This window comes from Vreelandella rituensis, assembly GCF_003336665.1.
GTDB classification, from domain to species: Bacteria; Pseudomonadota; Gammaproteobacteria; order Pseudomonadales; family Halomonadaceae; genus Vreelandella; species Vreelandella rituensis.
The window spans coordinates 43,763-56,783 of sequence record NZ_QPIJ01000009.1 but is presented as its reverse complement, the minus strand read 5'-3'; the positions used below and the strand labels follow the sequence as shown (position 1 = coordinate 56,783).

General features: G+C 59.0%; 12 protein-coding genes. 4 read left to right on the top strand and 8 right to left on the bottom strand.

All coding sequences use genetic code 11. The features are described from left to right. Positions 1–10 precede the first annotated feature (10 nt). Complete coding sequence (locus tag DU506_RS06110; RefSeq protein ID WP_114486093.1) at positions 11–1,303, bottom strand: MFS transporter; 1,293 nt, start codon at positions 1,301–1,303, stop codon at positions 11–13. 236 nt (positions 1,304–1,539) lie between these two features. Here DU506_RS06110 and DU506_RS06105 point away from each other — a divergent pair, with 236 nt between their 5' ends. Continuing rightward, positions 1,540–2,811 (top strand): GGDEF domain-containing protein, encoded by a 1,272-nt coding sequence (locus tag DU506_RS06105; protein ID WP_235825456.1) that lies wholly within the window; start codon positions 1,540–1,542, stop codon positions 2,809–2,811. Between the two features lie 22 nt (positions 2,812–2,833). Here DU506_RS06105 and DU506_RS21605 read toward each other — a convergent pair whose 3' ends face one another. Continuing rightward, on the bottom strand, positions 2,834–2,980 hold the full coding sequence (locus DU506_RS21605; protein ID WP_181870706.1) for a hypothetical protein: 147 nt from the start codon (positions 2,978–2,980) through the stop codon (positions 2,834–2,836). A 147-nt stretch (positions 2,981–3,127) separates the two neighbouring features. On the opposite strand from DU506_RS21605, the gene DU506_RS06100 reads away from it, so the two are divergent. Next, a complete protein-coding gene (locus DU506_RS06100; RefSeq protein ID WP_114486050.1) occupies positions 3,128–3,517 on the top strand; it encodes a hypothetical protein in 390 nt (129 codons plus the stop codon). 4 nt (positions 3,518–3,521) lie between these two features. On the opposite strand, the gene DU506_RS06095 is transcribed toward DU506_RS06100, so the two are convergent. The 6 genes from DU506_RS06095 to trmB all read right to left on the bottom strand — a co-directional run bounded on the left by DU506_RS06095 (position 3,522) and on the right by trmB (position 10,448). Next, positions 3,522–4,415, bottom strand: a complete 894-nt coding sequence (locus tag DU506_RS06095; protein ID WP_114486049.1) for an AEC family transporter — start codon at positions 4,413–4,415, stop codon at positions 3,522–3,524. A gap of 100 nt (positions 4,416–4,515) precedes the next feature. Beyond that, positions 4,516–7,485 (bottom strand): bifunctional [glutamate--ammonia ligase]-adenylyl-L-tyrosine phosphorylase/[glutamate--ammonia-ligase] adenylyltransferase, encoded by a 2,970-nt coding sequence (gene glnE, locus DU506_RS06090; protein WP_114486048.1) that lies wholly within the window; start codon positions 7,483–7,485, stop codon positions 4,516–4,518. A gap of 56 nt (positions 7,486–7,541) precedes the next feature. Further along, positions 7,542–7,913 (bottom strand): diacylglycerol kinase, encoded by a 372-nt coding sequence (locus tag DU506_RS06085; protein ID WP_114486047.1) that lies wholly within the window; start codon positions 7,911–7,913, stop codon positions 7,542–7,544. A 44-nt stretch (positions 7,914–7,957) separates the two neighbouring features. Beyond that, positions 7,958–9,391, bottom strand: a complete 1,434-nt coding sequence (gene dacB / locus DU506_RS06080) for a D-alanyl-D-alanine carboxypeptidase/D-alanyl-D-alanine endopeptidase (protein ID WP_114486091.1) — start codon at positions 9,389–9,391, stop codon at positions 7,958–7,960. A 62-nt stretch (positions 9,392–9,453) separates the two neighbouring features. Next, positions 9,454–9,783, bottom strand: a complete 330-nt coding sequence (locus DU506_RS06075) for a DMT family transporter (protein WP_114486046.1) — start codon at positions 9,781–9,783, stop codon at positions 9,454–9,456. Next, entirely contained in the window at positions 9,765–10,448 is a 684-nt protein-coding gene (gene trmB / locus DU506_RS06070; RefSeq protein WP_114486045.1) for a tRNA (guanine(46)-N(7))-methyltransferase TrmB, read from the bottom strand. The genes DU506_RS06075 and trmB overlap by 19 nt, the downstream gene beginning before the upstream one ends. A 202-nt stretch (positions 10,449–10,650) precedes the next feature. Here trmB and DU506_RS06065 point away from each other — a divergent pair, with 202 nt between their 5' ends. Next, complete coding sequence (locus tag DU506_RS06065) at positions 10,651–12,540, top strand: beta-ketoacyl synthase (RefSeq protein WP_114486044.1); 1,890 nt, start codon at positions 10,651–10,653, stop codon at positions 12,538–12,540. Beyond that, positions 12,537–13,016: a pantetheine-phosphate adenylyltransferase gene (gene coaD, locus DU506_RS06060; RefSeq protein ID WP_114486043.1), complete on the top strand. Its 480-nt coding sequence runs from the start codon at positions 12,537–12,539 to the stop codon at positions 13,014–13,016. Before DU506_RS06065 ends, coaD begins: the two co-directional genes overlap by 4 nt. Positions 13,017–13,021 lie beyond the last annotated feature (5 nt).

Sequence of the window (13,021 nt, the reverse complement as noted above, 5' to 3'; positions counted from 1 at the left end):
TCAATGGGTCTCAAGTGGAAGGGAGTTCCTGTGGCTTCCATTCGCAGGCCGCCCGGCGTCCTCGGGTTTCATTCACTTGCGTACATATCAACATAGCCGTAATAAACAAAGCAGCACATAACAGGATGGAGGCTTGAAGACCGATGAACGCCTGTAACGTGCCCAACATGACAATACCGAACACACTGGCCAGCTTGTTGGCCAGGCCCCAAAAGCCAAAGAATTCCGCCGCCTTGGGTAAGGGCGTGAATAGCCCCACCAGCACGCGGCTGGCGGATTGGCTCGACCCCAGGCTGGTACCCGCCAGGCAACCCACCACCAGAAACACATGCTGTGCTTCCAGTGTCAGACCCAGGTAAGTATTCAAAAATACGGTGAGTTGTGGCGTCGCCCAGATAGCCAGAATGGAGCTGACCCATAATCCCAGGGTGATCTGATAGGTGAGTTTGGCTCCCAGGTGGTCCTGTATCCAGCCGAAGCCAAGTGCTCCGGCGGCGGCGGTAATCTGCACGATAATGAACATCACGTTGCGAATTGCACCATCCCACTGGATAACCTGGGCACCGTAGATAAACGCGAAGGAAATAATGATGTAAATGCCCGCCATGGAGAACAGCAGCGACACCAGAAATATTGCCAGATCCTGGAAATAGCGCAGATCTTCCAAGGTCGTCTTGACCCGCGCCTTGGCGATCACGCGGTAGGGAACGCCTGGCGGTTGAGGCGTACCACGCTCTTTGAGCCACATGAAAGTGGGAATGGCGGTCACCAGGAAGAAGCCGGCGGCAAACGGCCCGACCCAACGGATGCGCTCGAAATTCTCGGCAGTGGTCTCACCCAGTGCCACCAGGGTGAAGCCTGCGGCAAACAACCCGCCAATGTAGCCCAGCGCCCAACCGAACCCTGAAATTTTGCCCATTGCCTCGGGCGGACCGAGGTCCGGCAGAAATGAGGCGATGAAGGATTCTCCCATCGAATAGGCGTAATTCGACAGCACGATCAGCAAGAATCCCAGCATCACATACCCCGGCGCGACAAAATACAGCATCGCCGTGGTAGCCACGGTAGCCAGGTAGCTGAGGAACAGGAAACGTTTTTTCTCGGCCCGATAATCCATCACCGCGCCACACAAGGGCGCAGTGAGCACCACCATCAAGGAACTCAGCGCTAGCGCCAGACTCCACAGAAAGTTCGCCAAGCGATAGTTATCGCCACGCTCACCCACGATCACCGTGGTGAATAACTCGCCGAACACCACGGTAATGATCAGCAGCGTATACGCCTGGTTGGCAAAGTCGAACATTGCCCAGCCGAAAATTTCACGGCGTGAGGTCCGGCGCGGAAGGGAAGGCGGCTTTACCAATGACACGATAAGTAGTCTCTCAGGGGGCAAGCGCAGAGCCTAACAGCTTGGGGTTTGAAGGCGCCACGAAGAAAACATCGGGCAACATAAGGACACATCAAGATGACAGGCTAGCTGCCGTGGACTAAGTTTGTCTTATTGCGTCAAGGGCGGCACAACCTCAGGAGATTTCCACCGTGCACTCTCCACGATCGCCTCGGCCGGGCAGTCTCACCATCAAGCAGGCAGTAGTGACAGTGTTACTGGCCACCGGCATCAGCCTGTTGGTGGGGCTGATGGAACTGGCCAGTTATGCAGAAAAGATGCGTCACGACATTCAGCGGGACAATCGTCAAAAACTCGAGTTGGTCGATGCCGTTGCGGTGGAAGCCGCCTTTCAGTCAAACAACGACCTTGCCGACCGGGTGGTACGCGGCCTGTTCAATGGTGAACATGTGGCCAGGGTGGTATTGCGCGATGAGTTCGGCCGCCCCTTGGCGGAACACCAGGTCTCCCGCAGTGCACCTATCGGTAACGGCTGGCTGAGCCAATGGTTATTCGGCGACATATTGCACTATATCGAATCATTGGAGTACGAACTGGACGACAATTCACTGACTCAGGTGGGCGAAGTCGAGCTATTGCTGGCACCGGATAGCCTGAGCCGCCAATTTGTCGAGCGCGGGCTAGAGATATTGCTAATCAGCCTGCTCGAAGCCGTGGCGTTGGCCTTGGTGGTGGTGGTCGGGTTCCATTTTTTCATTACGCGATCGCTCCTCAAGGTATATGAGTCAGTCATCAATACCGACCCCCATCAGCCTGAGAAATGGCCAAAACCCAACTTGCCCCATCACCGTTACGATGAAATCGGCCGCTTGGTCGAAAGCCTGGACACCTTGCTGCACGCCTCTCAGCGCGCCCTGGAGCAGCGCGACCAGCTGCAACAGGTTTCCACCACGGACGGATTGACCGGTATCGCCAACCGGCGTCGATTCAATACCTTTTACTCCCAGCAATTTTCCCATGCTCAACGCACTGGAGAGCCGATATCGGTCATTTTTATCGATATCGACTATTTCAAGCAGTTCAACGACGACTACGGGCATGTAATGGGCGACGATACCTTGCGTGCGGTCGCCCACACCTTGACGGACCATGTGGCTCGTTCAAAAGATCTGGTGGCACGTTATAATGGGGAGAAATTCGCCTGTGTGCTACCTGGCACGGATAAGCAAGGTGCAACACGTGTCGCCCAGCAATTGCAGCGCGCCATCATGAACCTGGCGATCCCTCATGCCTACTCGCCTGTCCATCATCACTTGACCGTGAGCATGGGGTTGGCCAGTTTGTCCCCGATGGCGCCCACTACGCCGGAAGTGCTACTTGAATGCGCCGGCCAACGGCTTTATCAAGCCAAGCGTCTTGGACGTAATCGCATCGAGGCCGGTGCAGCAGAGAATGTGCGGTAAAACCGGCTTACGCACCTGAAGCTTATAGCAGCCAATGAGCAGCCACCGCTGCCAACCCGAAGACCAGTGCGGTTATCACGGCAACCGAGACGACCCGGTCCAGCCAACGATCAAAGGTGACCCATCGCGATCGGCGTCGCGTGGCACCTTGGCGAGACTGCTGACTCATGAGGCTTTGTCGTCCATGCTGAAGACCTTATTTGTTGAAACGCCGAGACCGCATTGTGCACCTCTTGACATGATATACAGCGTAAAAGTGAACTCGCCACCCACAGTATGTTCGAATGGGTTGAGATTTCATTTACGGAGTAGCGCAATGTCTCATATCAATCGAGACCCGCGAAACAACGCCGCCTGGCAGGCAGCCAGTCAATGGCGGGCACGGACCCGCCGGACTCGCCCTAACGGGATCATGGATAGCCTCAAGCTGCTGCTTATCTGGTTGGTTCTCGGTGCATTGATGATCGTCGGCGTTATCCTGGGATTATTCTTTCTGCTGGTTGGCTGGGCGATGATGCCCTTGGTGCGTTATCGGCTGAAAAAGCGCCTGGAGCAGATGCGGGCCAACCAGGCCGAAGATATTACCTCTGAATACGAAACATCCACCTACGAAACATCGACCTACTATGCGAACCGTTCAGGCTCGCAGGACGTACTCGAAGGTAGTTACGAGGTGAAAGACAACCCCAAAGACTCCTCGCGCTGACCTCTCATCCGGGTGCGTACACCCAGGTGAACACTGCCGCCAGGGTCAATGGCATCACCACCAGACTACCCAAGTTACCGATCAGCACCAGCGAGGCCACCTTTTGCGGCGAGAGGTGGTACTGTTCGGCAATAAGGTAATTGAGTACCGCCGGGGGCAGTGCGGAAAATACCAGCAGAACCGCCGTCTGGAGAGGGTTCAGCGGCAATAGCCAGATTAACGGCAACGCAATCACCAGGCCGGAAAGTGGGCACAACAGCGCCCCCAGTAGGCCGGCACGCCAATCACTGAAATCAATCTCCAGCAGCCGCACGCCAAGCGCAAACAGCATTAACGGAATACATACCCCACCCAGCATGTGCATGGCTTCCAGCAACCAGGCGGGTAACGGCAAACCGCTGAAGTTCACCCCCAATCCCGCCATGCTCGAAAACACGATCGGCATGCGCAGCAGTCGCCACAGGGATGTGCGAGGGTTGAGCATGTAGAGCCCCACCGAAAAATGCAGCAGCATTTCCACGATGAACACCACTATCGCCGCAGGCAGCGCCTCCGGGCCGAATGCCAGCACCAACAGCGGCACTCCCATGTTGCCCGCATTATTGAACATCATCGGGGGCAAAAACACCTTGGGGTCGAGCTTCAGCCATTTGACCAGCGGCCATAGCACAAGCCCCGCGCCCAGCACCACGACCATGGCCGCCGTCGCCAACCAGGCATAATCTGCCAGCGGCGCCTGACGGTCAGCCAGCACCGCAAATACCAGCAACGGAACGAACAGCTCCATATTGAGGGTGTTGAGGCTGCGAATATCGGGGGTACGAAAGCGGCCATACAGAACGCCGCAGCCGGCGATCAGGAACACCGGCAGCAAGGTAGTCAGAATATGTCCGATCATGCCATCACCCTGCGGCCCACGCAGATGGCGGGTCGCGGCTGTCTATCACCCATGCTGAGAAATCCTTGTCGGCTCACGAAGAACGCCGGTTGATTGACGCTCAGGCAGCGTCAGGTTCGAGAAAACGTTGCCATAAGGTGATGACCGCTTGACGGTGCTCCTCGAAGTCCCGTTTGCTGCCCTTGGCGGGCTCCCCGGTCAAGGCCGCGCGGTGAACGCGGCTGCGATAGGCCAGATAAGCCTCGCGCAGCCGCTTGGCTTCGTCATCGCTCAGGTGGCCGGCCTCAGCCAAGGTTTCCAGAATTCGGCTGTTGTCGCTGTAGTTCAGCAGCGCCGGTGTTTCGTGAGCAAGGGAAAGCACGGCGTACTGGCAGAGAAACTCGATATCCACCATGCCGCCCGGGTCATGCTTGAGATCGAAGGTATCGCCGTCTTGTTTGCCGGCCAGATGTTCCCGCATCTTGTGGCGCATCTTGACCACCTCGTCGCGGAGCGTCTTTTCATCCCGCGCCTGCGCCAGAATATCGCCACGCAGCGCCGAGAAACGCTCGGCCAGGGCCGGGTCTCCCGCCACCACCCGGGCACGTACCAGCGCCTGATGTTCCCAGGTCCAGGCATGCTGGCGCTGGTAGTCGATAAACCCATCCAGAGATGTCACCAGTAGCCCGGCGTTGCCCGAAGGCCGCAACCGCATGTCCACTTCATACAGGCTTCCCGCCGGGGTGACGGCGGTTAAAAGATGAATGATGCGCTGCCCAAGCCGGGTGAAAAAGACCGGCGTATCGATCGACCGGGGGCCGTCGGTGCTGCCCTTGCCGTCGCTGTCGTGCAGAAACACCAGGTCCAGATCGGAGCGATACCCCAGCTCGATTCCCCCCAACTTACCGTAGCCCACGATCAGAAAAGCCGGCTCGCCCACCGCCGCCAGACCCTCGGGCGTTCCGTACTTGCGGGTGACGTTCTTCCAGGCCATGGCCAGGACGGCGTCCAGAATCACTTCCGCGATATAGGTCAGGTAATCGCTGACTTTCATCAGATGGCGGGTGCCGGCGATATCGGACGCGGCCACGTGCAGCACCTGAGCATGCTTGAACACGCGCAGCGCCTCCAGCTGGGCCTCTTCATCGTCTTCGGGAATGCGATTGAGCGATTGGCGCAATTCATCGGCCAGCCGCGTCTTGTCCGCCGGGGTGTAAAGCGTTTCCGGCGTCAGCAATTCATCCAGCAGCAGGGGGTAGCGTGCCAATTGCTCGGCAATCCAGGGGCTGGGGCCGCACAGGTGCATCAAATGCTCGAGTGCCTGGGGGTTTTCCCGCAGCAGTGCCAGATAGGCGGTGCGGCGTAATACCGCTTCTATCAGCGGCAGCACCCGTGCCAGAGCCAGGTCGGGAATCTGGCTTTCGGACAATGCATCCAACAGCAACGGCATCAACGCATCCAGGCGTTCAAAGCCGATACGCTGCATGCTCTGTACCTGGCGCGAATGATAGAGCCCGTGCAGGCGTTTGAGCGACTTGGCGGGATCTTCGAACCCAGCCTGTGCCAGCAGCGCCTGGGCTTCCTCCTGGTCCAGCTCCCCCCGCCACACCAGGCGCCATTGGGCCAGACTCAGGCCTTCACCGCTCGCGCCGGTATCGTCGATATCATCTTCCGGGTCGGCGATCACCGCATCGAAATGGCCACGCACCCGCTCGCGCACCTCGTCGAGCTGAGCCATCAGCGACGGCCAGCCATCATGGTCAAGGGCCAGCGCCACGCGTTCGCGATCATGCTCCTCCACCGGCAAGGTTTGGGTCTGGCGGTCTTCGAGTGCCTGGATGGCATGTTCCAGATCGCGCAGAAAAGCGTAATCCGGCAATAACTCATCCACGACCTCTTGCGGCAACAAGCCCAGGGCCGGGAGACGTTTGAGTGCCGTTTTCAGGGAGGTGACCTGAAGTTCGGTGTCGCGTCCGCCACGAATCAACTGGAAGGCCTGCACCACGAATTCAACTTCGCGAATGCCGCCCGGGCCGAGCTTGATATTGCTTTGCATGCCGCGCCGCCGAACTTCACGGTTGATCATGCCCTTGAGTTCACGCAGCGATTCGATCGCTCCGAAGTCCAGGTACTTGCGGTAGACGAAGGGTCTCAAGCCGGCCAGGAGTTCCGCTCCGGCGTCACGGTCACCGGCCACCGGGCGCGCCTTGAGCATGGCGTAACGCTCCCATTCACGGCCCTGGTCCTGATAGTAGCTCGAGAGCATGGCGAAGCTACCCACCAGAGGGCCGCCATCGCCCAGCGGGCGCAGGCGCATGTCCACACGAAAGGCAAAACCGTCCGCCGTTACCGCATCCAGGGCGGTAATCAGGCGCTGGCCCAGTTTGGTAAAATATTCCTGATGATCCAATGACTTGCGACCGCCTTGGGTCTCGCCTTTTTCGGGGAAGGCGAAGATCAGATCAATGTCCGAGGAAAGGTTGAGCTCACCGGCGCCCAACTTGCCCATTCCCAATATAACCAGGCGCTGAGAACTGCCATCGTTGCGCACTTGAGGATATCCCCAGCGTGGCGCCAGGAACGCTTCCAGCCAACCCAGGGCGGCATCCAGACACACTTCGGCCAGGCGTGACACCGCCGCCGCGGTGTCCCACATCTCCATACCTTGCTTGCGATTGAGATCACGCCAGACGATACCCAGCATGCGCGCCCGGCGAAACTGACGAACCACCTTGTGCATGGCTTCTTCATCGGCAGCGCCTTCCAGCGTTTCGTCGAGCCATTGGCGCAGGGTATCGGCGGCGGGCGCCTCATCCAGCTCACCCACGGCATCCAGCTCGGCAAGCCAGTTCGGGTAACGCGCCAGGGTATCCAGGGCAAACGTGGAGATGCTCACCACCCGCGCCAGCGCCCGGCGACGGCTGTTACTCAATGCCTGCCAGCTTTCCGACGGTAGCTCCTGTTTATTAATGGAGGCCAGATTGTCCGCCTGCTCCAACGACTCCTGCAAACGTTGCCAGGCTTGGGCTAGCGGCTCTTGCAGCGGAGTGGGAATCTCATCCCGTGGCAGAAAATCTTCGGCAAAGCCCATGTGTACCTCACGAATTCAACAGTCAACGAAACGATGGAGAAAGCAGCCGGTGCTTCTCAGCCCCACATCTTCTGGCCCAATAGCAACAACCAGACCAGTCCCGCCAGTAGCAGCGCCAGCATCACCGCCGCGGAGCTGATGTCCTTGGCCCGCCCGGAAAGTTCATGATGCTCGATACCGATACGATCCACCACGCTTTCAATGGCACTATTGAGCAGTTCCACAATCAGTACCAGCACCGCGCTGCCAATCAACAGAATCCAGCTTACTGGATCCTCGCCTACCCACCACGCCAGTGGCAACAACAGCAAGCAAATGCCGATTTCCTGACGAAAAGCGGTTTCGTGGCGAAAAGCGGCGTTTAACCCCCTGAGTGAATAATGCGTCGACTTGACCAGATGGCGCCAACCGGTATTTCTGGGTTTCATGAATGATCCTTGTGCGAGCGGCTGAAAAGCGTCTTCCTGTCAGATTAATGTGACAGGATAAACGTCTCAAGATCGTGAGACAGCGGGTCGAGCACAAGCGACCAGTTCAGGTACGGTGTCGAACCAGTCCCATTGACCAGCACGCTGAACACACCCCAACGTCCTGAAACGGTACGGAAATAGCCCCCCACCGCGCGCACTGCCACCGGCTGGTTCAAGGTACCGGTCTTGAGCATGACATTATTCTGGAACACCTCAGGGCCGCGTCGGATAAAGCGCATCACCCCGTTGGAAGGCGACTGAAACGCCGCCACGAAGCTGGGAAACAGCGCCCCTTGATAAAACATGTTTTCGAGCATGACATTGATGCCATGGGCGGAGGTACGGTTTTCCGTGGTCAGCCCGCTGCCACTGAGCAACTCCAGCGGCCCATGCCCCGGCAGGCTTGCCGCGAAGGTTTCCAAGGCCGCCCCGGCCTGATTCAGTTCTGCTCGGGGTGTCTCCACCAGAGAAAGCGCCAGCACATCGGCCATGAAATTATTGGAATAATTCATGGTACGCAGCAGTAACTCCTGCAGTGGCAAGCCTTCCACCACTGCCAGGCTGGTGGCATTACCCGGCGGCGGTTCAGTGGTGATACGCGCAGGTGCGACCAGCCTTATTCCTGCCTGTTGCAGCATGGCGACAAGGGTCTGGGCAGTCTGCAGGGCGGGGTCACTCGCCGCCCGGTAGATGTCCCTTGGATGGGCGTTGGTGGAAATCTGGCCGCTCACCCTCATCACATCCCCGCTCTCGCTGCTGATTCGTTCGGCATTGAGCTCTGTACCGCTGTTGTCCGGTCGGGTCACCACGCGATTGTCGATCCGCGTGAGCGGCACCGGGCTATCGCAACTGGTGACCCTTGCGAGCTCCCCCGGTGTGCCGGCCGGTGCCACATTGATACACCAGTTACCGTAATTGACCCCCGCCGAAGACAACAGCGCACTGTAGGAATTATCCACTCGCGACTGCGCCTCGCAGCGATCGGTGGTCAGGCAGTTAACCGGGCCGAAACGCCATTGGCTGATCACCAGAGCGCCATTCACATCGCGCACGCCGGTCTGTTGCAAACGCTGCACCAGACGCCACAGATTTTCCGTGGTCAGGTTCGGGTCGCCGCCGCCTTCGAACACCAGGTCGCCGTGCAGAACGCCATCGGCATCCACCACGCCGCTACTCACCAGACGTGAGGTAAACCGATGCTGCGGACCGAAGCGCTCGAGCATCGCCGCCGCCAGGTAAGCCTTGGTCACCGAGGCTGGCGACAACTGGCGCAGGGGATCGATTTGGCCCAGCATTTTATCCGGCACAGCGCCCCCGCCCAGCAAACGCGCTTCGGCACTGATTGAAAAGCCCTTCTCGCTGAGTTGGCCCAACCGCGAAAAATCCGCTTGCAGGCTGTGGCTGACCAACAAAAAGGCCAGCACACCACCGGCCATCAGGGTGCAGCGGGATAGTCGACCGGCAGCCCACTTGATTATTTTCACGTTACTTTCACCTTCTAATGCACTGTCATGTTGGAAAACAGCTGCAGGGTAACCACCCCCACCACAATAAAGCCAATGCCGATCACCGCCGGCAGGTCCGGCTTTTCGCCGTACACTACCATTCCCGCCACTGTCACCAGCACAATGCCCAGTCCCGCCCAGATGGCATAGGCCAACCCCACCGGCAGGCTGCGCAGCACCAGGCTCAACAAATAAAACGCTAGGCCATAGCCCACGACGACGACTAGGGTAGGCATCGGCTGGGTAAACCCCGACGAGGCCTTTAGCGCACTGGTGGCGACAACTTCCGCGATGATCGCCAGGATCAGGTAAACAAAGGCCATTTTCGCTCCAGCTCCACTACTGAGCGCCACAATGCCTGGCCACTCTGGTTGTATTTGGCTTCAAAGGGTGTCAGATAATCATCCTCCGGGTAAAACCGTTCAATGGTGGCCGCCTTGCCGGTTACCTGGGTAACCGCCTGGGCAAACTCTTCCACGTAAATCTGCCAGTTGGAGCGCAGTTCCAGGCGTCCGCCCAGCGCCAGGAGCGTGGGAAATACCGGGTGCCCATGCCAGCGCATCTTCAGGTGTCCCGCTTTGGGGTAAGGGTTGGGGTACAGCAGGTAATGGTAGGCAAGCGGCCATTCGGCCTGGTACAGAAGACGCCAGAAATCCACCAAGTCGGCCCTGACCAACAAGGCGTTGGAGGGCAAATGGCCATGTTCACGGCTCAGACGGTCGGCGCTGCGGTCCACGCCGATTACCGCATGATCGGGAAATTGCTGCGCCAGGTGCCGTGTCGACACGCCCACCCCACACCCGGCATCCACTATCAGCGGCAGTTCATGTCGCTGCGCGTACCATTGTTCGGCCAAGGCAAACCCCTGGCGGGTATGCTCGGCAATCGGTTTTTGCATCGGATGGGCCAGGGCGCGACTGACGCGGCGCGGCAAGTCCTGATGCGGCCCAGCTTGATTGGACACTACCTGGCGTGAATTGTGTTGCATCCCGGCCTCTTGGCGATGTAAAGCCCGGATTCTATCAGTCTCGCGCCGTTGCGGCATGACGCCGTTACATCGCCGGTGCTATCATCACAGGCCTGATACTGATAACCACGTAGCGACTACGGGTGCTGCGCCGAGAAAAACAGTCATTTAACCACCGTTCAACGAGGAACCCGGCTTGTCACACTTACCGGTGATTGTCGGCATGGGCGGCATCAATCCCGCCGGCAGAACCTCGGGCCACCAGGCCTTTCGCCGCACCGTGCTTGATGCCCTTCCCGCTGACCAACAGCGCCAGACGCTAGACGGCCTGGCTGCCCTGATGCGTCTAGTGAAGGCAACTGAAACTGGCTGGCAAGACGCCTCGGGCAACCGCGTCGAGGCGCCTTCGGAGCAGTTTCGCGACCAGGTACTCAACCATACACTGGTACGCCGCAATGAAGACAAGCGCTTTCAGACACCGGGCTTGGCGACCAACCGACAGGCCAGCATGGGGCTCGATGCCCCCATGCGTTTTCGCCTGTCCAGACGCCAATTGCCCGAGCATATTCCGCCTAGCTGGGAAGTACACCCCCTGGATGCCCGTCAGGTAGAAGTCACGGTGCCAGCCGGAAGCCTGGATGTACTGCTGCCGGATGCCCAGACGTCCAAGGTGTCCACCGCGGCACAACTGCCGAGCGGTTTTGATCCCGCCGGCCTTTATCGCAGCGTGCACCACCCACGTGGACTGTCCATGGCGATATTCGCTGCCAGTGACTGCCTGGGCGCCAGCGGTCTTCACTGGGAGAGCTTGCGCCAACGCCTCGACCCGGACCTGATCGCGGTATACGCCGGCAATTCCATCGGCCAGATGGATGACCAAGGCTGGGGCGGCCTGCTCAAGAGCCTCGTGAGTGGTAATCGCGCCACCTCCAAGCAAATGCCGCTGGGTTACGGCCAGATGCCCGCCGATTTTCTCAATGCCTATGTGCTGGGCAGTGTTGGCGGTACCGGTGCAGCCTTGGGTGCCTGCGCCAGCTTTCTGTATAACCTGCGCCTGGGAATCGACGATATTCGTGCCGGCCGGCGTCGCGTGGTCATGGTGGGCACCGCGGATGCACCGATCACTCCGGAAATCATCGAAGGCTTTCGCGCCATGGGAGCCTTGGCCGACGATGCCAGCCTGAAAGCGCTGGATGCGTTGTCCCTGCTGACCGACAGCGACTACCAGCGCGCCTGCCGCCCTTTCGCTCGCAACTGTGGCTTCACCATGGCTGAGGCTAGCCAATTTGTATTACTGATGGATGACAGCCTGGCCATGGAAATCGGTGCCGATATCCTGGGCTCGGTGCCGGATGTCTTCGTCAATGCCGATGGCTACAAGCGCTCGATCTCCGCACCGGGTATCGGTAATTACATTACCTTGGGCAAGGCCGCCTCTCTGGTACGCGACATCCTGGGAGAAAAAGCCTTGCGGGAACGCACCTTTGTGCATGCCCACGGCACCAGCACGCCGAAGAACCGCACCACCGAATCGCATGTCTTCGACCAGGTGGCACGCGCCAACGGGCTGTTCGACTGGCCGCTGGTGGCGGTCAAGGCGTTTGTCGGCCACTCGCAAGGTTCGGCAGCAGGCGATCAGCTGACCAGTGCCTTGGGCAGTTTCGCTCATGGCCTGCTTCCCGGCATTCCCACCCTGGATGCCGTGGCCGACGATGTTCATGGCGAACGTCTGCGTTTGTTTGCTGAACCGCAACGTTTCACGGCGGATGCCGCCTTCATCAATGCCAAGGGCTTTGGCGGCAACAATGCCACCGGCGTGGTGCTCTCGCCTCAGGTGACCGAAAAACTGCTGCTGCAACGTCATGGCAGCCAGGCACTAGCGGCATGGAAGTCACGACGTGAAGCCGTCCGCGAGCAGGCCCAGGCCTATCTGGAGCAAGCTGACCGGGGTCACTACCAGCCCCGCTATCAGTTCGGCGAAGCCGTGCTTGAAGGTCCCGAACTTACCGTTCACGCCGACAGCATCACGATTCCAGGCTACGCCCATTCTGTGTCTCTCAAGGTACCCAACCCCTTTGGCCATGTTGACGATGAAGGAGGCGAAAATTCATGAATACCGCGGTCTATCCCGGCACTTTCGACCCCATTACGCATGGCCATTTCGACTTGATAGAGCGGGCCGCCCGCATGTGGGACAAGGTAGTGGTGGCGATTGCCGCAAGCCCCGGAAAAAGCCCGACGCTCTCATTAGACACTCGCATCGAGCTGGCAAGAACGGTATGTGCCGACTTGCCCAATGTGGAAGTCATCGGTTTTTCCGGCCTGCTGACCACCTTGATGAAGGATCAGGATGCCACCATCATCCTGCGTGGCTTGCGCGCCACCTCGGATTTTGAATATGAGTTGCAACTGGCCAACATGAACCGCGCCCAGAACCCGGAGCTGGAAAGCGTGTTTCTCACACCGGCGGTGGAGAATTCCTACATTTCCTCGACGCTGGTGCGTGAAATCTCCAAGCTCGGCGGCGATATCGGCTCTCTGGTGCATCCTCAGGTCGCACAAGCGCTGCGTAACCACTACACTACGTGACTGTT